The organism is Exiguobacterium sp. BG5(2022), from assembly GCF_031844365.1.
GTDB classification, from domain to species: Bacteria; Bacillota; Bacilli; order Exiguobacteriales; family Exiguobacteriaceae; genus Exiguobacterium; species Exiguobacterium profundum.
Map to the genome: position 1 here is coordinate 1,447,050 of NZ_JAUZVB010000001.1, position 21,276 is coordinate 1,468,325.

Consider the following 21,276-nt stretch of genomic DNA (forward strand, 5'->3'; position numbering starts at 1 on the left):
AACCCTCTTATGTGTCGCGCCAGAGCGCTTCACCTTTTAGATAACCTTCAACGGCTTTCGCTCCTTCTCGTAAAACAGCTTCTCGCCAATCCGCGTTTTCCGGATAGAACATCGCCATGAATTCGTTTTGAATACCGTTTCGTGCCTCAGGGTCCTTTGTCCCTTCAAAGTACAGCCGGTTCTCTAAAATAATCGTTAAAAATTCACGGATGGATGCTTTTGTCGACGTCCCAAACGTACCGAATTCAAATAAGGCAGAAACGAGACCCTTTTCCGGGTATTCCGTATCGCGCACGTAGTAAAAATGATTCGTCGAATCTCCGAGTACCTCGCCCGGGTCATACACGTTGACGTTGTCTAGACCGTACGCTTGTTTTAACTCATCTTCCGTGCGACCGTCCCGTTTGCTGATGACCATCGTGACCTCGTTCGTCGGTCCGAGTGCGGTATGCCAATCGAGATGGACGACTTTTCCGTAGCGCTCAAGTAAATCATGTTGAATCCCTTTTAAAAAGATGGCAGACGGTTCGTCTTCTTCTCCCCCGTAATACACACCTTTCGGGAATTGATATTGCCCCATCCCTTTTGCTCCACTCATCGCTTTGAAGCCATCAAGCTTAATTCCAGAGCCGAGAAATGAATAGATTTGTTCACGCGCCTCATGGTAGTCGTCAATTACTCCATCCGGTACGAAGAGATGGCGCATCAGCTCATATTCACGGTTCACGTTATATGGGACCGACTCACGATCAATGACGTAATTTCTGTTCAAATCGACATTGTGTTCATTGACACGTCGAAAGTGTTTCATCCCCCATGGATTCACTGCATGTATGAGACAAATCCCCGTCGTCTCATGATGGACATGCGCGAGTTGCGTTTGTACAAATTGATGGGTCACCGCGGCGCCCGCATACCCTTCAATCCCATGTTCCCCGATCGTCATGAGAATCATCGCTTTTCGTTCTCGTTTCGGTTCTCCTAAAATGACGTCGATACTCTCATCCCCGATCGAGTGTGTCAACAGCTCCGCTTTCGGATAAAATCGTTTCACTTCAGACAGTAAGTTCAAGAACTTCTCTCGCGACTCTTCGTAAGATGATGAAAAATACTGGCTCATCGCACTCTCCTCCAATCTCTCTTCTCTCTATCCTTTCCCATCCTGAGGCAATCTAAAAACGCCTCCTTTGAGAGGAAGCGTTTCAATCAAGGGGTGCGGATTCGTTTCGAATGTTGACGTCGGAACGCCATCATATAAAAGATTGGTCCAATTAAGACGGCACCGAACAACCAGTAGAGACCAGCATTCGCATACAGTCCTTCGAAAGAACGGAACACCCAAGCGAGAATGGTGAAGGCGACCATCAACTCGATGGTCCACAGTAGCCCACGACGAACCGCTAGGAAGACAGTGTTCGTTTTTTGGAAGAAGGCTGCGACGAATGCGATTAAGAATGCCGGAAAACTCGAAAGCCACAACATTCGATTCAACGAACTTTCAGCAAAGTACGAGATGCCGAGAGACACGGTGATCAGAAAATGCATCAAGAGGACTAGCACGACGACAATCCAACCGACCAATACATCCCGTTCCATTTTTTTCATGGATATCACCCTTTCTATTGTGACAATCTCCTTAACAATTAAAAAACTATATAAAGACAAATTTACTATCACGATAATAAAAGGTAGTATTAACTTAATAAATGCAAATATTGGAGGTTATTATAATGGAAAAGTTTTCTTCAGATATTCGTACTGTTTCTCAACGCATCAAACAACTTAAACACTCAATTTCGACAGAAGAAGCCACGAAGACCGCTCTGATTATGCCGTTTTTCCAAACGCTTGGATATGACGTTTTCAATCCAGCAGAATTTACTCCTGAATATATTGCTGATGTAGGTATAAAAAAAGGCGAGAAGGTTGATTATGCCATTATGGAGGATGGTAAACCAACAATTCTAATTGAAGCTAAATCTATTAATGAACGATTAACAAAACATGATTCTCAATTATTTCGGTATTTTGGAACGACACAAGCAAAATTTGCAATCTTGACAAATGGTGACATGTATCGCTTTTATACAGATTTAGAATCTCCTAATGTGATGGATAGCACTCCTTTTTTTGAAATCGTATTATCAAACATTAAAGATAATGAAATCAAAGAACTATATAAGTTTAAAAAACAAGAATTCAACGTAAATACAATTCTTTCGACAGCGGAAGAACTTAAATATCTCAGTGCAATTAAAGATCAACTAAAGACCTTGTCTCAGTCACCGAGTGATGAATTAATCAAACTACTCATTCAAGAATGCTACCTTGGTATGAAGACACAAACTGTGGTCGATAAGTTCCGACCAATTGTTTCTAAAGCCTTCAATCAATTTATCAGTGAAAATTTAAATGAACGAATCAAGCATGCAATTTCAGGTGAAACAGAACCCACTGCAATGCCAAATATAGACGATCCTGTTTCCAATGAAGAAGAGCAAGAAATAACGGTCGATATTCCAGCACAACCAATCATTGAAACAACTCAAGAAGAAATCGAAGGATATGCGACAGTGAAAGTATTATTAGGATCAGTAATTGATAAAGACCGAATTTTTTATAGAGATAACGCTAGTTACTTCAATATTTTGATTGATGATAGTAATCGGAAATGGGTTTGTCGTCTACATTTAAATTCATTAACGAACAAATACATCACTTTCCGAGATGAGCCTAACGTTCGCCACAAAATTAATCATGTCTATGAAATTGAAGAATACACAGAAAGACTTCGAACAATTGTAAAAGATATCATTGAAGTGAATTAATCTTTCGAACAGGCATAGAGAACAATTATCGTTCTTTATGCCTTATTTAATATTTACCCGTTTTTCATTTCTTCTCGTCCGCTTCAAGAAAAAAACGCACTCTGTTCTCAGAATGCGTTTCGTGTATTATCCGACCAACTCCCGCGCCCATGCTTTCGCACGTTCGAGTTCGCCTTCCTTCAACATCTCCGTCGTCCCATCGACGAGGAACGACTCTTTTTGGACACCCGTCGCCCCTTTTTCAATCATTTCCCCTTCGACCCGATTGACGGCATGACCGAACCAATCGATGATTTTACCAAGTATCGGATTCTGTTTCTCTTTGACGACACTCGTGTCAAAGGCAGCCGTCCGTTTCCCTCGTAACGCATTGTCCGAAATTCCGTCCAAAAATACTTTAATGTCTTCCGTTTCGTATCCCCCATGTGTCGGTGAGCCGATGATGACCAGGTCGACATGTGCCAAGTCGCCTAATCCAATATTCAATACGTGTTCCATACGTGCCTCATGGTCTTTCGACAGCTCTTGCTGCATCGCATGAGCAACCTTTTCAGTATGACCATATAGTGAGTCAAAAATAATCAAGATGTTCATGATAAATCCCCCTTTACCGAACCTTTCTTTATTCCCGTTCCCATTTCCACGTTCGTTCATGCTTCTTTTTGGTACAGCGAACTTCGCTTGAAGAACGACCAACTTACCATAATGATGCCCATCCCGAGCAGCAAATAGCCGAAGAAGGTGATAAAATCACGTGAATGATACGGTGCTTCGAATCGATACTCCGCTCGCTTCCACTCCGAACCGTCCTCGACCGCAATGACGTCTTCCACAGACTCCCCGTCGACTTCACGGTACACCGTCCCAATCGGATATCCGTTCGAAGCATTCCCGTAGTAACGTCCCGTCTCATCATTGACCACTGTCTCCACTTCACCGATCACGTCACCGAGTGCATCCTCTTCGATTGTTGTGTCGAGCACTTCATATGCGTTTCGGTCGAACACGACAAACGTATAGGCCCAGGAAAGGGCAGATGCGGGCAGCGCAATCGAGAGTGAAAGAAGCATCAAGAAAATCAGTCGCCTCATTTGAGACTCCAGACGAATGTGGCCGAATCACTGACGTCAATGTCATCTGGTTCGAGTTCGGGCATCCGTGATTCCGAATAGACGACGTCCTGACTATAGAGGACGTTTGTAGGCGAAAACAGGTGAATCTCCCCCCACGTGTAGTCAATTTGAAGCAAGTCCCCTAGTTCAGCGCCTGCTCCCTTCGCAAGGAGTTCTGCTCGTTTCTTCGCATTCTCCGCAGCACTCACCAATAGCTGATCTTCAATCGCATTCGGGTCTTTCATCGTGAAACGAATGGAGAGTGTAGGATTTGCGCGAGATTGACTGATTTGTTCGATGACGTCCGATAGTTTGGACGTATCGAGCGCAAATTCGAGCTTTGTCTTCTGTTTACAGACATATCCGACAAACCGCGACCGATAATTCTCATCTCGATCACGATAGCTCTCGTATTCCGTATCAATCGAAAAGTCACTCGTTTTGAGGTCCGTCTTGTCAAACCCTGCACGCGTGATGGCTTTTTGAAGATGGGACACCGCACTTGCCGCCTCAGTCATCGTATCTTCGTATCGTGGCGCTTTCGAGACGAGATCCATGTGAATCACAATCAAATCCGGTCGAGATGAGACTTTCCCCGTCCCTTTTACAGTAATCTTTCGTTCCATATCCATTTCCCCCTTATCGATTTGAGTTCTCCATTATTCTGAAAATCGCGTCATCATCCAGTCCTCTACTTCATCGAGTGAGTCCACACCTTGTAAGGACGGGTAAGCATCCCGCTCGAACAAGAGTCCGTTCGGAGTATCTAAAAATAGATAACGCTCCCCATCCGGAAAACCGTAATCGGCAATATCTTTCAATCGGAGCGTGGCATCATTTTGTTCCCAGACAAACTCGTCATCATATGGAATCGGCATGAAAATTCCTTCCATGCCCTGTTTCACGTGCGAGATAACACTCATATGTTCTGCCTGTCCAGTTTCCCCAATTGCATCGGCACGAACAATCAAATCTCGCCCGATTTGCACATCCCCTCGATACACATTAGATACGTGTATCGTGATAAGTGACTGATATTCGGTCTCTCCATTGAAATCAATCTCGATATGTCGAATGTTCGTGACCGTTCCTCGGACCACGACCGAATTCCATTTCGAAAAGAGTTCATCTTCGGTCATGTCCATCATATTTTCCTCGGAAATATCTGATGTCACTTTTGATTGGTCGACAATGTGAACGGAATTCGCAGTGGAATCCGTGGATAGCGGGATTTGTTCGTTCCAGACATTCGATGTGAAGAGCATGAATCCCGCAGCGACAGCGATGAGGAGTCCCCCTCCCCATTTCAGTCGTTGATAAGGTTTTCGCTCTATCATCATCGATTCCTCTATATACCGGTCATCGACTTCCCCGAGTAGTCGAAGGATCTGCTCACTTTTCATACGCGAACGCCTTCTGCTTCAAGCGCTCGCTGTAACGCATCCCGCGTGCGCTTCAAGGTCATTTTGACATGGCTCTCACCGAGCTGATGTGTCGTTGCAATTTCTTGAATCGAGTGTAAATAGAAATAACGTTGCATGAACATCACCCTTGTCAGTCGAGGTAGGTCTGCTAGAAATTCATTCAACACGTCGACGAGGTCTTCGTCTTTCATCGATTCCGTAAGGACATGTTCTAGTTCTTCATAGACGAGCGGTACTTCCCCACCGCCACGTTTTTTTGCATGATTCTTCTTATAACGCTGTAGTGCGAGATTTCGCACGATCTTCGTCAAATACGCACCGAGTCGAAGCGGACGTGTCGGCGGGATCGACTCCCACGCTTTCATATATAAATCGTTCAAACACTCCTCTGTGTCTTCGCGATTCTGTAGAATATTATAAGAAACACGATGACAATAGCTTCCGTATTTCTTCTTCGTCGCGACAATCGCATACTCCGATCGTTCCCAGTACCAATCGATGATGACCTGGTCATCCATCCAGTTACCCCCTTCGTAATAACCCCTCTATAACTATAGATCCCAATCTCATATCATCCGTCACAATCTATCAAAAAAACCTCGTCATCGAGACGAGGAATGTTATCCTGATTCATCATTGCTTCCAAATCGATACGACAAGCCCGCCAATGTAGCCAATCATCGCCCCGCTCGCAATCCCATATGTCAATTGAATATGAAAGAAGAACGAGAGGATTACACCGAGTGTCGTCCCCGCAATCAACCCAAAACAAATGATACAATCTTTCCATTCTGGTGAATCCATCTTGCTCCTCCTAACCTATGCGCTCAATCTGACGACTTCATCTCTCCAATCGCTTTGAGACCTTTTAGTGTCCTAACTTTCCGAGTATGATGTTGGACCGCATAAGCCAACATCGCGACGACAGCTATGTTCAATAGGATGGTCCACTGCGCATATGGATTGGAAAGATTCGCTATCACCACAACAAAATTGGCGAGTCCCACTGCTCCATACAGTTGGATGATTCGTTTCTCCCGCTGAATCATCGAATCAAAATCCGAATACAATTGGAACGGTCCGTCACTCGTTCGTTTTCGTAAAAAGATCCACCGATACGACGTATCGACCACTTCGACTCCAACTTCATCTAAGAATTCCATATACGCCTTCGACTCGGGGTGAGAAGGTAAGTTGGACAACAATTCGATTCGATACGTGAACGTCCCAGGTTCAACTTGTTTGAACACATATCGCATCAAACGAAAGGATTCGAGCGCCCAACCGGTTTGAGCCATCTCATTGAGCCACTTCTCTTCCTTCTCATAATCAACAAAGATGCGATAGACCGTTTTCGTCTTCATGTATCCAACTCCTTCGTCCATTCATGTCCGTGCTGCACCAGTTCTTCTAGTCGCCTTAATTCCGACCGAAGTGCCTCTCGACCAGTTGCCGTGATTTCATACTCTTTCTTCCGCCCCGTACCTTCGAGCGCCCGAATCCAACCTCGCTCTACTAGACTACTGAGGGCGCCGTATAACGTACCTGGCGCGAGTTGGACCCGCCCATTACTCAATTCTTGAACGAATTGCATCATCCCATACCCATGCCTCGGGACTTGCAGAGATAATAATATATAATAAACCGCCTCGGTTAATGCGCCTGTACTTGACTGTTGTGTCACGTATCCCGCTCCTTTGTATCGTTCTTCGTTATATCGTCATCCGATATATCAAAAATATCCTATTTTTGGTTAATTAACAAGAGCTGTGACAAAATATTTTTATTTTGGTCGTTCTTCGTATCGTTTTGGCAATCGTGTTTTGTTTGTCATGACATCATAAAAAAGGGACTCAGCATGTACTGAGCCCCTTGTTGTGTACTTCATGGTTTATTATGAATTTTTCAATAATCTACTTAATCATTTTCTTGTTTCAATCGGTCGATAATGTTATCTTTCTTTATTTTTGAAACGGAATATAGCATCGAGGCACCCACAATCATGAAAATCATGATGACGACAAACAGAATGCTATTCCACGGCAAGGTAAACGGAGCATCAAACGTATTGATTTGCGCTCGATAGATGAGGTACATGATGAGAAGACTGACGGGAATCCCATACGCAAGGGCTTTCACCCCATAAAAAATGCTTTCATAGTACACCATCTTATTGAATCCTTTCGGTGTCATCCCAACTGAACGAAGCATCGCAAACTCACGACGACGAAGTGAGACGCTCGTTGAAATCGTATTAAAAATGTTCGCAATCGAAATTAGCGAAATTAGCACGATAAACCCATACACAAATATTGATAAAAGTAACAACATCTGTTCTTGTTGTTCCCGTTGTTCCGATACGTTAAAGACATACAAATCCAAATTCTGTTCCGCTTCAATCACTTGTTGTGTGTCCTCGGGGTCATCTGTATTCAACGCGATTGACGGACTCGATTGTTTCATCAAATCCCCGATTGCGTCTTCTTCAAACGTCCCTTCTCGTACTATCACATCTAGCCATCCAAGAGAACCTGTCATCACACCGGTCGGGGCGATATCTGTCATTGCGCCAACTTGAATCGTTTTAAGCGGTGCCGCGTCGCCCGTTGCATTCTCGTCCCTCAATTCAAACGTATCACCGATTTCTGTTTCGACCGTCTCTGAAGTGATGAATTTTTTCTGATCCATGTCTTGATACGAGATCTCATCAATCAAGACGGCTCCTGGTACGTCCCCGTCTTCAAAACGACTGACAGGCGCTCCGATTTGTTTCAAGTACGCATTGAAACTTTCATCATCTAATTGATAGAGGGATACGTAGTACATAAATTTTCCGTCAACGATCGTTGATGCCAAATTCTCGTTCTTGGTAATCGCACTCGGTAATTGAGATTTGCTGACCATCGTTTGGACCGTTGCATTTTCAAAATATGTTCCGTTCGTCACATGATCTAACGATTCATAACGTCGTAAATCATTTTGATCAAGCGTTGAACCATTCACAAGAATATCGAAATCATAGTCTGCTTGAGACATGTCAAGGGACTGTTCGAGACGATCAGTGAAGTAACTGACCACTAAAAACAGGACGATACTGATGACGAGCGAGAAGACGGTAACCAGATACCGTTTACGGTTGCGCTTCGTATTCTTCAACCCAATCTCTGCTTCTAAACCGAAAAGACGACGAACTAGTTTTGACGTCTTCACTTGTTTTGACGTCAATCGTACATCTTGCGTTTGACGAATGGCGTCAATCGCAGAAATCTTTGAGGCTCGACGCGCCGGAAGATAGCAGGAAATGAAAATGGTTACGCTCGAAATGAAGAGAGTTAATAGTAAAGTAATCGGTGTGACGACAACTTCAAACTTCTCCGTCACGTTTAACGCTTTTTCGGCAAATGCATTGATGAATAGGAATGTGAACGCAATACCCGTAATTCCCGCCAGGATACCGAGTGGAATGCTAATTCCCCCAATAACCATCCCTTCAAAATAGACCGAGTTCCGCTTTTGTCGCTTCGTAGCCCCGACACTTGCCAACATTCCGAGGTAACGAGAACGCTCCGACACACTGATGGCGAATGCGTTATAGATTAGAGAAATCGAACCGATCACAATGACCGCCATGATGATTCCACCAAATCCATATAGCGTTTTACGCAAGCCATCGTCATTTGTCACTCCATAATAACGAAGCAACGAGGAATTGTAGGCGACACGTTCTATGTTCTGTTCGGTCATCAACTGTTTCGCTTCCGAATAAATCGAGTTGTCTACATCGTTCAAGGCGACGAACGTATCGACTCTTGCTCCATTCAATTCTTGATCATCGATGAATCCGACGACTGTATACCCTGGCGACCAAGTCGGTTCCCAGTCAGGTCGAGCAATCGTTCCAACAACCGTCAATGTCACCGTATCCTCAACGTTTAATTGTTCGAGAATCGTCTCATCTTCTCGGATCAAACCATCATTTTGTGTCAACACGTGACCTGATGACGGATCAATCCGCTCTCCAATCTCAAGTGTCAATTCATCACCGATGTTATAGGTGACGAGGGCATTTTGGCGAATCCCTTCTGAAATGACGACTTCGCCTTCTTTTTCCGGTAGACGCCCCTCAGTCAAGTCAATTGGAAAACTCTTCAATCCGGATGTGTTATAGTTTCGAACATATAAGTATGGTTTGTAAGCATTTTGTGACTCTTCTAGTTGAGCATAACCATCATTTGAAAGGATGACAGCCTTCGTGTTCGCATCATCCCGAATAGCTTCGACTTGCTTTTCGTTTGTATCTAGATACTGAACATGCCATTCTCCGTTATCTGCGATGTCTTGACGAATCATCAAATCCAAAAAAGAAGATCCGAGCGTTGTGACAGCTGTAATCATCGATACAGAGATGATGACTCCGATGATTGTAACAAGCGAGCGTCGTTTGTTCTCGCGCAAATGCCGAAGTGTCATTTTATTGATGATGTTCATGCGCGGACGACCTCATTCTTCGCAATCTTGCCATCTTCAATCGAAATGATACGATCCGCCTGTAAGGCAATCCGCTCGTCATGGGTAATGATGATGAGCGTTTGATTGAATTTCTTATTGAACAGTTTTAACAGGCTCATGATTTCTTCACTATTTTGACTATCCAAGTTTCCTGTCGGCTCGTCGGCTAAGATAATAGCTGGATTACTAATCAGTGCCCGACCGATGGAAACGCGCTGCTGTTGCCCTCCCGATAATTGATTTGGTAAATGGGTCAATCGGTTTGACAAGCCCAAGATGCCGATGATGCGTTCCAAGTGAGCGATATCCACTTTTTGTTCATCTAATAGCATCGGTAACGTGATGTTCTCTTCGACCGTTAAAATCGGAATCAAGTTATAAAACTGATAAATCAAACCGATTTGTCGACGACGGAAAATGGCAAGCTGCGTCTCGTCCAATGCATAAATGTCTGTTTGATCAATCAACACCTGTCCACTCGTCGGCACATCGACACCACCAAGTAAATGCAACAATGTCGATTTCCCCGAACCCGAAGGCCCGACGATACAGACAAATTCACCTTTCTTCACCGTGAACGAGACGTCATCGAGCGCTCTGACCTCCATCTCGTCCTTGCCGTATACTTTCGATAAGTTTTGCACTTCTAATATGTTCATGTTTGCACCCTCCAGTACTTGATCTACTTCGAGTGTACCGAGTGAGTGTGACTCGTCTGTGACTCGAAAGTGACGATTTCGTCACTTAGCGGTCAGACAACTGCTTTATAGAAGCGAATATGAAAATCCGTTCCGACCCCAGGTTCGCTTCGAACAGTCAACTCACCTTCCTGGCTCATAATGATACTGTGTGCCATGGCAAGCCCAATCCCGACACTTTCTTCGCTCGCATTCATACCTTTATAAAACCGTTGGAAAATGTACGGGAGGTCTTGTTTTGCGACGCCAATCCCCGTGTCACGAATCACAATTTCTGTATACAGCGTATTTTCACTAAACTCGATGAATACGTCGCCCTGTTCCGGCGTATGCTCCACGCAATTTTTTAAGATGTTGATGAGTGCCTCTGTCGTCCACTTCAAATCACCCTCGAATGTAACATCTTTTTCGCCTTGAACATGGAGTCGTTGCATTTTAATATCAATCGGTACGAGCATCGGTTCCGCTACGGCTTCAATGAGCGCAGGGACAGATACCAATTCGCGCTTGAAATGTATTGTCCCGGCATCAATTTTTGATAGTTTGAGAAGAGAAGACAAGAGCCACTCCATTCGTTCAAGTTGTACTTGTACGTTATGGGTGAATTCTTGACGCTTTTCCTCGGATAGACGAGGGTCACTGAGGAGATCCGCCATGACGGTCATCGAGGTGAGCGGTGTCTTCAATTGATGGGAGATATCGGAGATCGCATCCGTTAACTTCTGTTTATCTTCTTCAAGATGCGCGCCTTGTTCAGATAGCATTTTCGTCACTTTGTAGAGTTGGCTCTTTAACAAACTGAGCTCCCCTTCGCGATTATCACGGACATCCAATGTATAGTTGCCATTACTGATTTCTTGAAGATATCCAGAGAGCTGCTCGATTTCTCGATAACGCCATGCCGTGAAACGATACGTAACGCCGAAAAGTATGATTGCTAATAGGACGACCAGAACGGCCGTCTCTATGGACATGAATAAGACGGCAATACCTACAGCTATTCCAATAAAAAATAGACAAGTGAACAAGTATATTCTTATTTCTTGGTTTCGCAACATATTAACGCTCCACCTTGTATCCGATTCCACGCACCGTCGTAATAAGCATCGGATGTTGTGGATCATCCTCTAGTTTCTCGCGGAGTCGCTTAATATAAACGGTCAACGTATTATCGTTCACGAATTCCCCACCCACATCCCAAATCTGATCGAGTAGCTGGGTCCGTGACAACACTTGCCCTTTATGCCTCCCAAAGATGAGCAACAAACGATACTCGAGCGCTGTCAACAAAATTTCGTCCCCATTCTTTTTTACTTTTGCATCTTGCGTATTGATTTCAACTGGACCAATCGTCAACAGAGGCGAGCGTACGTTTTTATTGTATCGACGAAGTACCGAGTGAATTCGTGAAACGAGTTCTCGGACACGGAACGGTTTCGTGATGTAGTCGTCCGCTCCCATATCGAGTCCCATCACCACATTCACTTCATCATCGAATGCCGTCAGAAAGATGACAGGGATGTCTTGTTGTTGCTTCACGAGCCGACATAAGTCATATCCACTCCCATCTGGCAGTGACAAATCAAAGAGGCATAAATCAATTGTATGTAACTGTTGTTCAATCATAAGCGTCGCGTCAGCCACGTTTTGGCATAACGTTGTTCTAAATTGTTCTTGTTCGAGTGAATATTGGAGACCGGAGGCGATCGTCCGGTCGTCTTCTACGATTAGAATATGCATGGTATTCCCTCCTGACTCTTCTCCCCATAATATAGCAGTCTTTATTCAAGTGAGGTGAGAAATCAAAAATCCCTAACGAGAAATCTCGTCAGGGAGGACAATACGTTATTTGCATGCGGATGAGGATGTTGTAACTCGAAGGCACTCCGGTCGTACGAATCCGACTTCGCCTAAGAATCGTAATGCATCTATCGTCAACTCGTCGAGCTTGATGGATTGAACTTTCGGCTTGGTCTGTTCATCGACCCACACTTTCCAAATCTCGATTTCCTCCGCCGTCTTCAAATGGTCGGTTATATATTCGACGAGCTGTTCTGCTCTCGCATCGGAATAACGCCAACGCAACTCTACTACGTGCGGTTTTGAAGAATACGCCTCGACGTTCTCCATCGCATAATAGAGACTATGTTTAATCTCAATCTCGTCAAGTTGCTCTTCCGACTCGACGTTCATCAAAATCTTTTCATCACGGTCGAGGTCCTCGACGTCTGTCAGAATGTCAGGCAACACGATGCCTTTTTGGATGGCCTCGTTGATAGATAAGAACTCGACATATGGATTTTCGACTTCTTTTAGTGGGTGATCGCTCACAATAAATTGGAATTCACTCATGTGAAAGCCCCCTCTTGTTTTAGTAATGGGTCGCTATCGTTTCATCGCACGAATGGATATGAAAAGACCAATCACATATCCGATGATTGAACCGATGACAATACCATATATAAACGGAAAATCAACTAATGAAGAGATGACGATTCCGCTAACCGTGCCAAATACAAGTCCAAGCCCGACTACTGATTCGCGCCATTCGCCCCTCCTCTTCTTTCCACTCATTACATACGAATCGACCATATGAAACGTTTCATCGTCATCTACTATTTTTCATATAAAAAAGGGACCCAGTATTCACTGACCCCCTTCAAAAAACTATTCGACTGTCGAGACCGCCTCAGCGAGTGCTGCCTCTTCTTCATGATATTTCTCGACAAAGGCATCGAGTAACGCTCGTACCTCATCCGTCGATTTCGTTTCCATCAAGTTATGACGGAGCTCGCTCGCCCCACGGAATCCTTTGACATAAATCTTGAAGAAACGGTGCAAGTTCGAAATCGAACGCGGCACGTCTTCTTGGAATTTATCCTGAAGGTCCAGTTGCAGACGCAATAGATCAAGGTGTTCTTCCATCGAGTGTTCGCGAGGCTCTTTCTCGAACGCGAACGGGTTCTTGAAAATCCCGCGACCGATCATGACACCATCGACCCCGTATTTCTCAACGAGCTCGAGTCCCATTTGACGGTCGAGGATGTCCCCGTTGATGGTGATGAGCGTATCCGGGGCGATCTCGTCCCGCAACTTCACGATGTCCGGGATCATTTCCCAGTGCGCGTCGACTTTACTCATCTCATTGCGCGTGCGCAAGTGAATCGACAAGTTGGCGATGTCTTGTTTCAAGAGATGCGTCAACCAGTCACGCCACTCATCGAGCTTCGCGTAGCCGAGTCGCGTTTTGACGCTGACAGGGAGACCACCGGCTTTTGCTGCTTGAATGAGCTCAGCCGCAACTTCCGGACGGAGAATAAGACCGCTCCCCTTCCCACGTTTCGCCACGTTCGGGACCGGGCAACCCATATTGATATCGAGTCCTTTATAGCCCATCTCGGCCATCCCGATACTCATTTGACGGAAATATTCCGGATTGTCTCCCCAGATGTGGGCGACCATCGGCTGTTCGTCCTCAGTGAACGTCAAACGACCACGGAGGCTACCTTTTCCTTCCGGATGGCAATAGCTGTCCGAGTTCGCGAATTCTGTGAAGAAGACGTCCGGGCGTCCCGCGTGGGCGACGACATGACGGAAGACGACATCGGTCACATCTTCCATCGGGGCAAGTATAAAGAACGGACGCGGAAGGTCGCGCCAAAAGTTTTCTTTCATCGTAAAATCAGTTCCTTTCATCCATACAGTCCAACAAAATCACTCATCTATTCTATTATGTCCGTCGGATTGTATCAACTGACATTACTCATGATCCGTTTCTTTCGAGCGAATGAGTTGAAAAAAGTGCGGGAATCCTTCGGTCAATAAATAATGAAGCACATGATTCGTGTATTCCGGTTCAATCGTTCCCGTGCGAAGTAGCGTCTGGAGCACCATCCCGTCAATCCCGGCCATCGTCCATGTGGCGACCGCCTGAGTCATCGGCCCTTGCTCGACTCCGTAAGCCCGTACAAAGATCGCCTCAATCCGTGTAATCCAGTCTTGATATTTCTCTCTGAACTTTTGTTCGATGTCCTCATTGCCAATCATCGCTTCGTGGGCGAGATAAAATTGAAGTCGGCTCTCCGCATCTTTTTGAAGGCGCTCCTGCATACCTTCATAGATTTCCTGAATAATCACCGCCGCTTCCTTTCGATCGTCATGGGAGACGGTCTCAATGCGTTTTACCTCACCGAGCCCCTCGTCCATCACGTCATATAGAATCGCCTCTTTGGACGTGTAGTAATGATAAATCGCACCCGTACTGAATCCGGCCCGCTCCGCAATCCCTCGGAGCGTCGTGCCTTTGATGCCCTGTTCGACGATGATTTCACGCGCAGCTTGTAAGATTTTCAACTTTCCTTCGTTCATCATCATCTCGCACCCTCCTCTGTTTTCAACGCTCATTATACCATAATGATGTGGCAAACTTTCGACACTTCCATGTGAGCTCCCACCCCCTATTGACAGCGCTTACAATAGTTTGTTACACTTTTCACATAAACATAACGAACGTTCGGTATGTTTAGTCACTGCATTTATTTCTGTTTATCTCATTTTCGAAAGGAGTGTCATGTTATGTTTTTCTTCGAATCAATGCCTTGGTATAACGTCGTCATGTGGTTCGTCGTCCTTGGACTGCTGATGGGGTTTAACGAGTTCGTCCGTTCTGGTAAACGGGCGAGCCAACTTATGTTCATGGCGTTACCGATCGCACTGACTCCAATCTGGTTGTTTGTCGTCGATTCGGAAATCACGTCGTGGTTCCATTGGGTGAAGGTGTATTCGGCACTCGCCGGCGCGCTCATCTACATGGTCATCCGCTTCACGAACTACCATAAGAAACATCCTTGGTATTTAGTACTCGTCCCGGCCATTCTTGCCATCAATATCATGGAGGCCGTTATACGGGAGTTTCAAGTCGGCTTCATGGGATTTGATGGGGTCGTCGACGGTATGAATTACATCTCCGGTGGGTGGAACTACGTCAACGCCTTCGCCGGAATTTTGAACATCCTCACCATTTGTGGCTGGTTCGGTATCTTTGCGACGTCCGGTAAGCGAGTCGATATGATTTGGCCGGACCAGACGAAATTGTGGATCATCGCATATGGAATCTGGAACATCTCCTACGTCTATTCGTGTGCACCAGGTAACGCATTTTATTCCGGATTTGCGTTAAACATTGCCGCGACCATCCCTGCCCTCCTTTGGGCGAAAGGAACATGGATGCAGAACCGTGCCCAAACGCTCTCGATTTGGATGATGTGGGTCATGACCTTCCCTTACTTCTTTGCGGTCGGCAGTACGTTCAACGTGAGCGTCTCGTATAATCCGGCAGCGAACTGGACGCTCGCACTCATCAGTCTTGCCCTCAACGTCGTGCTCGCCGTCATGCAGGTATCACGTATTATGAAACGACGTCTCAACCCGTTGAAAGACGAGCTGTGGACCGATACTGAAGAATACAAACGAGTCGATGCGTTACGAGAAACAGAATCACCTAATCCTAAGACAGCATGAAAAAGACGAGCCGCGGCTCGTCTTTTGAGTTCCTAGAAATCAAGATGTTGTACGCTCAGAGTAGTCGCCTTTCCTCCAACCGTGACGTGTGAGATTTCTTCTCCTGCTACAGTTAGTTCTACCAAAATTTCTGACGGAAGTTTCATTCCATATCCTTGCTCCATGACAAGCGTAGACGACTTCTTCAAAACAAGAGATTGCTCGAACAGATAACAAGCCAGCGCACCGTTCGACGTTCCAGTGGCAGATTCTTCATCGATTCCATATAGTGGCGCAAAATTTCGTGTATGGGCGATGCCATCCTCCATCGTTTCAAGAGTGAAAAGATGGTACCCAACCACGTCAGATTGTCGACTGATTTCCTTCACTTTTTCGAAGTCCGGTTGAATAGACAATAGTTCAGTAAGCGATTTGATAGGAATCAGGATATCCCGGAGTCCAGTGAAACCGATCAGAATCGGAAAACGATCATCTAATACCTCAAGCGGAACCTTAAGTGAATCAGCAATTTCTTGATGATTTGTCACGGGTAAAAATTCTGGGAGTCGCTGCTGCATCATAATAGTCAAATCGTTTCGGATCTCGACCTCTAACACACCAGCTCTCGTCTCTTGTGTAAATCGTCCACTCCCAAGTAGACCTTGTTCTTTCAATACATGAAACGTTGCAATCGTTGCATGACCACAGAGGTCGACTTCCTCTTCAGGTGTGAAAAAACGGACGCGGACATCCGCATGATGCGATTGACTCACGAAGGCAGTCTCACTGTAACCGACCTTCTTCGCAATCTGTTTCATTTCTAATTCGGTTAAGGCATCTGCATGTAATACGACCCCAGCCGCATTCCCTCCTTCTCCATCTTTTGAAAAAGCATGGACAACATATACATCAATCGATAACATGTTTCAATCTCCTTTAGTCAATCTATAGGATTCTGCAAACTCAACTATACGTTATAATTGCAAGACGACATGATGAAAAATGGGGGGACTTTGATGATTATATGGATTAACGGTGCATTCGGCTCGGGCAAGACAACCTGTGCCAAGCTACTTGAGAAACAGTTGCCGAACGCGTTTCTCTATGACCCGGAACAAGTCGGCTTTTTCATTCGGAACCAATTGCCAAAAAGCCTTCAACAGCCCGATTTTCAGCACCATCCGGAATGGCGGGAGTTCAACTATCGGATGTTGTCGAAGATTGCCACGTCCTTCGATGGGGTCATCCTCGTTCCCATGACATTGGTGGACGCAATGTATGTAGACGAAATCATCGGTCGGCTTCAGCGGGACGGGATCGACGTACGTCATTTGATCCTCGAAGCGCATCGACAAACGCTCGTGAAACGATTGAATAAACGTTTCGAATGGTTCAACTCTTGGGGGAAAGCGCAGATTGTTCGCTGCCAGTCCGCATTTCAATCTGAAATCCATGCAGAAAAAATTGTAACAGATCACCTATCAAAACAAGATGTTGCGCGAGCGGTCGCCGATCATGTCGGTCTCACACTTGCCTCAAAATGATTCAGATTCATACATCGCTTCGGACGGCTCGTCTTCCCATCGGATGACGAGCTCACTTGAATGGGATAGACTCAGCTCCACCGCCTCACACATCATATCGGTCAACCACATGCAGCGGAACAATAGTTGCCGATATCCGTACAGTTCATCGATGATTTCGAAGCGCCCCATTTTAACAAACTGACCCAATTGTTCGATCGGACATACCGAATAAGACGATTCACCGAAGCGGACGAGCGACGAAGAATCCCGGTCTACGTTCGAGATTGTCACGACGGCACGTCCCGTCCATACCGCTTCTTTCTTGAACAAGTCACGGATGCCATCCGCAAAAACGAGACGGATTGTCGAACCCATAAAAGTCGCTTCCGTGATGACCGCGTCATGCAGGGAAAGCGGGACGTTACGAGTTCGAATCGTATATTGCTTCATTCAATCCCTCCTTTTTTGAAACACATAATTCTCAACTGACTTCGTATACATTGGACCTTTCATCGTCTTCTTCACTTCGGCTACATCGACGTCTTTCCCTTTCGGCAATCGGAAATAATCGTCGAGCCCTGTCTGAATGAGTTCATTTGTACTTCCCATGACCCCAATCAGCTCGAACGTTTTATCGAATTGCGCCAACGTCGCATCTCCATGGCTATCGTTACAGAGCAAGATGCCACGCGGCTTCAAATATTGTTTCGTCGCCTGACCGACAAACCCCGCATATTGCGAGATGATCAAGTCAACGGGTTCGATGTCGAGCGGCTGCGTATAGTCCTGACCAAAAAATTCAATCGTACACGGCTCATCATATTCCTTTCGTTGATCCATCAGCTCCTGTACCGTTTCAATTTGCTTGAAGAAACGAATCGTCCCTTTGAAACTGTCGACATAGATGACATGAGGGATGACGAGGGAAGGGGCGACGTCGACGTGACTCCCTGGATAGAGCGCCTGCTTTACGTCAAAAGTATCAGCAATCGTTTCATACACTTGTTTTCGGTCCCCGATTTTTTGTGCATACGTCTCATACATTTTTGTCACTTGTTCAAGATTCATCGATATCCCCCTAGTATAAATATCCAAGCAAATCGAGTGTTCCGTCGCTCCATCGTTTGTCTCCCACCTGACGAATCATCAATTCTTCAAACGACGCCTCCCCGATCCCTCGTATCGTCTGATTCTCGTCATTGATTTGAAGCCACGTGCATGTGTTAGATACCGTGTGAAACCCGATGCGTTCGTAGAGGTCTGGTCGGTCTGCGAATAACAGAAGAAAATCGATGGGGTACGTTTCCCCAAGAGCAATGACTTTTTCCATCAGTGCCCGTCCGACCCCACGTCCCCGAACTTCTTCCCGGACACACAGATCGATGATGCCGAGCACGTGAATCGATTCCCCGTTCATATTCATCACACGAAAGTCTAACCCGACTTGTCCAATGATCCGTTCGTCTTCATACGCGATGAGTCGGAAATGGGGTAATTGCTTGAAGTAGCGGCGATTCGGATAAATTGAGGGAAACGCATGTTGTAATAGCTCAGTTAGCTCCTTATCCATCGATTCTGATACGGTCATTTCGAGGTGTTGCTCGATTCTCATCTCTTCTCCCCTTCCGATTGAAGGCGTCCATACCGAACGACATGGACCCCGTTTGGCATCAGCTGTTGCTCAATCACGTCAAGTTGCAGTGGCAAGATGTTGCCGTCTGGGAAAAGTCGTTTGCCTGACCCGATGATGATGGGATACACGATCAGTCGAACTTCATCGATGAGATTGTTTGCGAGTAGCGTGTGCACGAGTTCCCCGCTTCCCCAGACGTGTAAATCGGGTCCCTCTTCTTGTTTGAGTCGTTTCAACGCTTCGACTGGCTCTGTCAGAAACGTCGTTGATTCCCATCGTGAGTCCGTTGACTGCCGCGTGACCACATACTTCATCGCCCGGTTGGCTTCCGGCCAAATGTCATCGTGATTCGGCCAATAACTCGCCCACTGATCATATGTCTTTCGACCGAGCAACAAATCAAACTCACTATGCATTTGCGTCCGAATCCAAATTCCAAGCTCTTGACTCGAAAACGGCTCCGTCCATCCCCCATGCATGAAATCCCCACTCAAATCTTCTTCTCTCCCACCTGGTGCTTGAATCACACCGTCTAACGACAGGTGTTCCAGAACAATGATTTTCCTCATCTCCGACTCTCCTTTCGACTGTTTGCAAAAAAAGCCCCCGATTGATTCAATCGAAGGCATGATACATTCATCTTATTCTACTTTCTCCAACCACGCCACCGTCTCCACATGCGCCGTATGCGGGAACATGTCGACCGGTGTCACTTCCATCAAGCGATAGCCACGGTCGGCGAGGTAACGCATATCACGCGCCTGTGTTGCGACGTTACAGGAGACGTATACGATTCGCTTCGGTCCCATCTCGACCATCGTCTCAAGGAACGATTCGGCACATCCTTTACGTGGTGGATCGACGACGATCACATCCGGGTTCACACCGTCTTTCTTCCACTCTGGAAGCACATCTTCCGCCGCACCACATGCGTACGTCACGTTATCGATCTCATTGACGAGCGCATTCTGTTTCGCGTCTTCAATCGCTTCCGGTACGACTTCGACACCGTACACATGCGCTGCTTTCCGAGCAAGGAACAGACTGATCGTCCCGATGCCGCAATAGGCATCGACGACTTGTTCCGTACCTGACAGTTGTGCGTACTCCAGCGCTTTCCCGTACAACTTCTCCGTTTGGACCGGGTTGACTTGGAAGAACGAGTGCGGAGAAATCGTGAATGTGAGTCCTGCGATTTTATCCTCAATCGTCTCATGACCATAGAGCAACTTGTTCGTCGCTCCGAGGATGACGTTCGTCTTGTCCGGGTTGACGTTTTGCATGATCGACGTCACGTCTGGGAGACGCTCGACGATATCGGCGACGATCTCATTCACGCCTTTTAATTTCGTCGTCTTCGTGATAAGGACGATCATGAGTTCACCCGAATGGTACCCGTAACGGGCCATGACGTGACGGATGACCCCACGTCCTGTCTTCTCGTCATACGCCGGCACACCGCGAGCATCCAACACATCACGGACGACTTGGATCGCCTGATCATTGCGCTCATCTTGAATCAAACATTCGCTCATCTCGACGATATCATGGGAACGAGGACGATAGAAGCCTGAAACGAGACGGTCTCCTTCTTGTTTGAACGGGACTTGCGCCTTGTTGCGGTAGCGCCAAGGTTCTGGCATCCCGATCGTGTCATGGACCGGCACGTCGAACTGACCAAGACGCTTGAGCGCATCGACGACACGTTCTCGTTTCTGGCGAAGTTGTCCTTCATAACTGAAGTGTTGCAGCTGACAGCCGCCACACTGATAAAAAATCGGGCACGGTGGCTCGACGCGGTCGGCGCTCGCTTCTTTCACGTTCAACAATCGGGCGAACCCATACTGCTTGTTCGTCTTCGTCACGACGATTTCGACCGTCTCACCCGGTAACGCGTTCGGGACGAACAACGTATAGCCGTCGACACGTGCCACACCCGCCCCTTCATGGGTCAAGTCGTGGACGTGGACGTCGAGACGATCATTCTTTTTCACTGGTAGCATACGAATGCTCCTTCCATTGCAAATAGGAATGACAGATGTCGTCA

General features: G+C 46.3%; 27 protein-coding genes. 3 read left to right on the forward strand and 24 right to left on the reverse strand.

The window, feature by feature from the left end; genetic code table 11:
* Positions 1 to 7 precede the first annotated feature (7 nt).
* Together Q9R25_RS07455 and Q9R25_RS07460 are read right to left on the reverse strand one after the other, a co-directional pair.
* Positions 8 to 1,120, reverse strand: a complete 1,113-nt coding sequence (locus tag Q9R25_RS07455) for a M14 family metallopeptidase (RefSeq protein ID WP_311282967.1) — start codon at positions 1,118 to 1,120, stop codon at positions 8 to 10.
* 86 nt (positions 1,121 to 1,206) lie between these two features.
* Positions 1,207 to 1,605: a hypothetical protein gene (locus Q9R25_RS07460; RefSeq protein WP_311282968.1), complete on the reverse strand. Its 399-nt coding sequence runs from the start codon at positions 1,603 to 1,605 to the stop codon at positions 1,207 to 1,209.
* Positions 1,606 to 1,730: 125 nt separating this feature from the next.
* Between Q9R25_RS07460 and Q9R25_RS07465 the strand changes: the two genes are divergently transcribed.
* The gene (locus Q9R25_RS07465; RefSeq protein ID WP_159562695.1) at positions 1,731 to 2,828 is read left to right on the forward strand and encodes a type I restriction endonuclease; all 1,098 of its coding nucleotides are present in this window, start codon (positions 1,731 to 1,733) and stop codon (positions 2,826 to 2,828) included.
* A 126-nt stretch (positions 2,829 to 2,954) separates the two neighbouring features.
* On the opposite strand, the gene Q9R25_RS07470 is transcribed toward Q9R25_RS07465, so the two are convergent.
* The 16 genes from Q9R25_RS07470 to Q9R25_RS07545 all read right to left on the reverse strand — a co-directional run bounded on the left by Q9R25_RS07470 (position 2,955) and on the right by Q9R25_RS07545 (position 14,945).
* The gene (locus Q9R25_RS07470) at positions 2,955 to 3,422 is read right to left on the reverse strand and encodes a flavodoxin family protein (protein ID WP_311282969.1); all 468 of its coding nucleotides are present in this window, start codon (positions 3,420 to 3,422) and stop codon (positions 2,955 to 2,957) included.
* Between the two features lie 56 nt (positions 3,423 to 3,478).
* Positions 3,479 to 3,919 (reverse strand): hypothetical protein, encoded by a 441-nt coding sequence (locus Q9R25_RS07475; RefSeq protein ID WP_214690606.1) that lies wholly within the window; start codon positions 3,917 to 3,919, stop codon positions 3,479 to 3,481.
* Positions 3,916 to 4,566, reverse strand: a complete 651-nt coding sequence (locus Q9R25_RS07480) for an SIMPL domain-containing protein (protein ID WP_311282970.1) — start codon at positions 4,564 to 4,566, stop codon at positions 3,916 to 3,918. Before Q9R25_RS07480 ends, Q9R25_RS07475 begins: the two co-directional genes overlap by 4 nt.
* Before the next feature lie 33 nt (positions 4,567 to 4,599).
* A complete protein-coding gene (locus Q9R25_RS07485; protein ID WP_311282971.1) occupies positions 4,600 to 5,343 on the reverse strand; it encodes a hypothetical protein in 744 nt (247 codons plus the stop codon).
* Positions 5,340 to 5,882 (reverse strand): RNA polymerase sigma factor, encoded by a 543-nt coding sequence (locus Q9R25_RS07490; RefSeq protein WP_078147384.1) that lies wholly within the window; start codon positions 5,880 to 5,882, stop codon positions 5,340 to 5,342. Before Q9R25_RS07490 ends, Q9R25_RS07485 begins: the two co-directional genes overlap by 4 nt.
* Before the next feature lie 115 nt (positions 5,883 to 5,997).
* Complete coding sequence (locus Q9R25_RS07495) at positions 5,998 to 6,168, reverse strand: hypothetical protein (RefSeq protein ID WP_159562700.1); 171 nt, start codon at positions 6,166 to 6,168, stop codon at positions 5,998 to 6,000.
* 23 nt (positions 6,169 to 6,191) lie between these two features.
* Positions 6,192 to 6,728, reverse strand: a complete 537-nt coding sequence (locus Q9R25_RS07500; protein ID WP_214690603.1) for a DUF2812 domain-containing protein — start codon at positions 6,726 to 6,728, stop codon at positions 6,192 to 6,194.
* Positions 6,725 to 7,048, reverse strand: a complete 324-nt coding sequence (locus Q9R25_RS07505) for a PadR family transcriptional regulator (RefSeq protein ID WP_196431056.1) — start codon at positions 7,046 to 7,048, stop codon at positions 6,725 to 6,727. Before Q9R25_RS07505 ends, Q9R25_RS07500 begins: the two co-directional genes overlap by 4 nt.
* A gap of 233 nt (positions 7,049 to 7,281) precedes the next feature.
* Positions 7,282 to 9,852: an ABC transporter permease gene (locus Q9R25_RS07510; RefSeq protein ID WP_264092807.1), complete on the reverse strand. Its 2,571-nt coding sequence runs from the start codon at positions 9,850 to 9,852 to the stop codon at positions 7,282 to 7,284.
* Positions 9,849 to 10,532, reverse strand: coding sequence for an ABC transporter ATP-binding protein (locus Q9R25_RS07515; protein WP_074033830.1), 684 nt, complete (start codon positions 10,530 to 10,532; stop codon positions 9,849 to 9,851). Before Q9R25_RS07515 ends, Q9R25_RS07510 begins: the two co-directional genes overlap by 4 nt.
* Before the next feature lie 92 nt (positions 10,533 to 10,624).
* Positions 10,625 to 11,629, reverse strand: a complete 1,005-nt coding sequence (locus Q9R25_RS07520; RefSeq protein WP_214690601.1) for a sensor histidine kinase — start codon at positions 11,627 to 11,629, stop codon at positions 10,625 to 10,627.
* Position 11,630: 1 nt separating this feature from the next.
* Positions 11,631 to 12,311 carry a response regulator transcription factor gene (locus Q9R25_RS07525; protein ID WP_214690600.1) on the reverse strand — a complete coding sequence of 227 codons (681 nt, stop codon included), beginning with the start codon at positions 12,309 to 12,311 and terminating at the stop codon, positions 11,631 to 11,633.
* Positions 12,312 to 12,416: 105 nt separating this feature from the next.
* The gene (locus tag Q9R25_RS07530) at positions 12,417 to 12,923 is read right to left on the reverse strand and encodes a hypothetical protein (protein ID WP_214690599.1); all 507 of its coding nucleotides are present in this window, start codon (positions 12,921 to 12,923) and stop codon (positions 12,417 to 12,419) included.
* Positions 12,924 to 12,956: 33 nt separating this feature from the next.
* Positions 12,957 to 13,163 carry a hypothetical protein gene (locus Q9R25_RS07535; protein WP_214690598.1) on the reverse strand — a complete coding sequence of 69 codons (207 nt, stop codon included), beginning with the start codon at positions 13,161 to 13,163 and terminating at the stop codon, positions 12,957 to 12,959.
* A 75-nt stretch (positions 13,164 to 13,238) separates the two neighbouring features.
* On the reverse strand, positions 13,239 to 14,246 hold the full coding sequence (locus Q9R25_RS07540) for a tRNA dihydrouridine synthase (RefSeq protein WP_374193976.1): 1,008 nt from the start codon (positions 14,244 to 14,246) through the stop codon (positions 13,239 to 13,241).
* Positions 14,247 to 14,330: 84 nt separating this feature from the next.
* Positions 14,331 to 14,945: a TetR/AcrR family transcriptional regulator gene (locus tag Q9R25_RS07545; RefSeq protein WP_311282972.1), complete on the reverse strand. Its 615-nt coding sequence runs from the start codon at positions 14,943 to 14,945 to the stop codon at positions 14,331 to 14,333.
* 201 nt (positions 14,946 to 15,146) lie between these two features.
* Here Q9R25_RS07545 and Q9R25_RS07550 point away from each other — a divergent pair, with 201 nt between their 5' ends.
* Positions 15,147 to 16,091: a DUF5692 family protein gene (locus Q9R25_RS07550; RefSeq protein WP_074036132.1), complete on the forward strand. Its 945-nt coding sequence runs from the start codon at positions 15,147 to 15,149 to the stop codon at positions 16,089 to 16,091.
* A gap of 32 nt (positions 16,092 to 16,123) precedes the next feature.
* Here the strand turns inward: Q9R25_RS07550 and Q9R25_RS07555 are convergent, their stop codons facing one another.
* Complete coding sequence (locus Q9R25_RS07555; protein ID WP_214690596.1) at positions 16,124 to 16,993, reverse strand: PhzF family phenazine biosynthesis protein; 870 nt, start codon at positions 16,991 to 16,993, stop codon at positions 16,124 to 16,126.
* Between the two features lie 93 nt (positions 16,994 to 17,086).
* Between Q9R25_RS07555 and Q9R25_RS07560 the strand changes: the two genes are divergently transcribed.
* Positions 17,087 to 17,614, forward strand: a complete 528-nt coding sequence (locus tag Q9R25_RS07560) for an AAA family ATPase (protein ID WP_214690595.1) — start codon at positions 17,087 to 17,089, stop codon at positions 17,612 to 17,614.
* Here the strand turns inward: Q9R25_RS07560 and Q9R25_RS07565 are convergent.
* From Q9R25_RS07565 to rlmD, 5 genes are all read right to left on the reverse strand, one after another.
* Entirely contained in the window at positions 17,606 to 18,046 is a 441-nt protein-coding gene (locus Q9R25_RS07565; RefSeq protein ID WP_214690594.1) for a hypothetical protein, read from the reverse strand. The genes Q9R25_RS07560 and Q9R25_RS07565 overlap by 9 nt on opposite strands.
* Positions 18,047 to 18,664 carry a hypothetical protein gene (locus Q9R25_RS07570; protein ID WP_214690593.1) on the reverse strand — a complete coding sequence of 206 codons (618 nt, stop codon included), beginning with the start codon at positions 18,662 to 18,664 and terminating at the stop codon, positions 18,047 to 18,049.
* A gap of 10 nt (positions 18,665 to 18,674) precedes the next feature.
* Positions 18,675 to 19,208, reverse strand: coding sequence for a GNAT family N-acetyltransferase (locus Q9R25_RS07575; protein WP_214690592.1), 534 nt, complete (start codon positions 19,206 to 19,208; stop codon positions 18,675 to 18,677).
* A complete protein-coding gene (locus Q9R25_RS07580) occupies positions 19,205 to 19,798 on the reverse strand; it encodes a dihydrofolate reductase family protein (RefSeq protein ID WP_214690591.1) in 594 nt (197 codons plus the stop codon). The genes Q9R25_RS07575 and Q9R25_RS07580 overlap by 4 nt, the downstream gene beginning before the upstream one ends.
* Positions 19,799 to 19,870: 72 nt before the next feature.
* Complete coding sequence (rlmD, locus tag Q9R25_RS07585; protein WP_214690590.1) at positions 19,871 to 21,232, reverse strand: 23S rRNA (uracil(1939)-C(5))-methyltransferase RlmD; 1,362 nt, start codon at positions 21,230 to 21,232, stop codon at positions 19,871 to 19,873.
* Positions 21,233 to 21,276 lie beyond the last annotated feature (44 nt).

Excerpts from the sequence above, each read along its gene's own strand:
- Q9R25_RS07500 (WP_214690603.1), bottom strand. The coding sequence starts at position 6,728 with ATGAAGACGAAAACGGTCTATCGCATCTTTGTTGATTATGAGAAGGAA.
- Q9R25_RS07545 (WP_311282972.1), bottom strand. The coding sequence starts at position 14,945 with ATGATGATGAACGAAGGAAAGTTGAAAATCTTACAAGCTGCGCGTGAA.
- Q9R25_RS07540 (WP_374193976.1), bottom strand. The coding sequence starts at position 14,246 with ATGAAAGAAAACTTTTGGCGCGACCTTCCGCGTCCGTTCTTTATACTT.
- Q9R25_RS07555 (WP_214690596.1), bottom strand. The coding sequence starts at position 16,993 with ATGTTATCGATTGATGTATATGTTGTCCATGCTTTTTCAAAAGATGGA.
- Q9R25_RS07460 (WP_311282968.1), bottom strand. The coding sequence starts at position 1,605 with ATGAAAAAAATGGAACGGGATGTATTGGTCGGTTGGATTGTCGTCGTG.
- Q9R25_RS07550 (WP_074036132.1), top strand. The coding sequence starts at position 15,147 with ATGTTTTTCTTCGAATCAATGCCTTGGTATAACGTCGTCATGTGGTTC.
- rlmD (WP_214690590.1), bottom strand. The coding sequence starts at position 21,232 with ATGCTACCAGTGAAAAAGAATGATCGTCTCGACGTCCACGTCCACGAC.
- Q9R25_RS07485 (WP_311282971.1), bottom strand. The coding sequence starts at position 5,343 with ATGAAAAGTGAGCAGATCCTTCGACTACTCGGGGAAGTCGATGACCGG.
- Q9R25_RS07575 (WP_214690592.1), bottom strand. The coding sequence starts at position 19,208 with ATGAGAATCGAGCAACACCTCGAAATGACCGTATCAGAATCGATGGAT.
- Q9R25_RS07465 (WP_159562695.1), top strand. The coding sequence starts at position 1,731 with ATGGAAAAGTTTTCTTCAGATATTCGTACTGTTTCTCAACGCATCAAA.
- Q9R25_RS07470 (WP_311282969.1), bottom strand. The coding sequence starts at position 3,422 with ATGAACATCTTGATTATTTTTGACTCACTATATGGTCATACTGAAAAG.
- Q9R25_RS07560 (WP_214690595.1), top strand. The coding sequence starts at position 17,087 with ATGATTATATGGATTAACGGTGCATTCGGCTCGGGCAAGACAACCTGT.
- Q9R25_RS07525 (WP_214690600.1), bottom strand. The coding sequence starts at position 12,311 with ATGCATATTCTAATCGTAGAAGACGACCGGACGATCGCCTCCGGTCTC.
- Q9R25_RS07520 (WP_214690601.1), bottom strand. The coding sequence starts at position 11,629 with ATGTTGCGAAACCAAGAAATAAGAATATACTTGTTCACTTGTCTATTT.
- Q9R25_RS07495 (WP_159562700.1), bottom strand. The coding sequence starts at position 6,168 with ATGGATTCACCAGAATGGAAAGATTGTATCATTTGTTTTGGGTTGATT.
- Q9R25_RS07535 (WP_214690598.1), bottom strand. The coding sequence starts at position 13,163 with ATGGTCGATTCGTATGTAATGAGTGGAAAGAAGAGGAGGGGCGAATGG.
- Q9R25_RS07570 (WP_214690593.1), bottom strand. The coding sequence starts at position 18,664 with ATGAATCTTGAACAAGTGACAAAAATGTATGAGACGTATGCACAAAAA.
- Q9R25_RS07510 (WP_264092807.1), bottom strand. The coding sequence starts at position 9,852 with ATGAACATCATCAATAAAATGACACTTCGGCATTTGCGCGAGAACAAA.
- Q9R25_RS07490 (WP_078147384.1), bottom strand. The coding sequence starts at position 5,882 with ATGGATGACCAGGTCATCATCGATTGGTACTGGGAACGATCGGAGTAT.
- Q9R25_RS07480 (WP_311282970.1), bottom strand. The coding sequence starts at position 4,566 with ATGGAACGAAAGATTACTGTAAAAGGGACGGGGAAAGTCTCATCTCGA.
- Q9R25_RS07515 (WP_074033830.1), bottom strand. The coding sequence starts at position 10,532 with ATGAACATATTAGAAGTGCAAAACTTATCGAAAGTATACGGCAAGGAC.
- Q9R25_RS07565 (WP_214690594.1), bottom strand. The coding sequence starts at position 18,046 with ATGAAGCAATATACGATTCGAACTCGTAACGTCCCGCTTTCCCTGCAT.
- Q9R25_RS07580 (WP_214690591.1), bottom strand. The coding sequence starts at position 19,798 with ATGAGGAAAATCATTGTTCTGGAACACCTGTCGTTAGACGGTGTGATT.
- Q9R25_RS07530 (WP_214690599.1), bottom strand. The coding sequence starts at position 12,923 with ATGAGTGAATTCCAATTTATTGTGAGCGATCACCCACTAAAAGAAGTC.
- Q9R25_RS07455 (WP_311282967.1), bottom strand. The coding sequence starts at position 1,120 with ATGAGCCAGTATTTTTCATCATCTTACGAAGAGTCGCGAGAGAAGTTC.
- Q9R25_RS07475 (WP_214690606.1), bottom strand. The coding sequence starts at position 3,919 with ATGAGGCGACTGATTTTCTTGATGCTTCTTTCACTCTCGATTGCGCTG.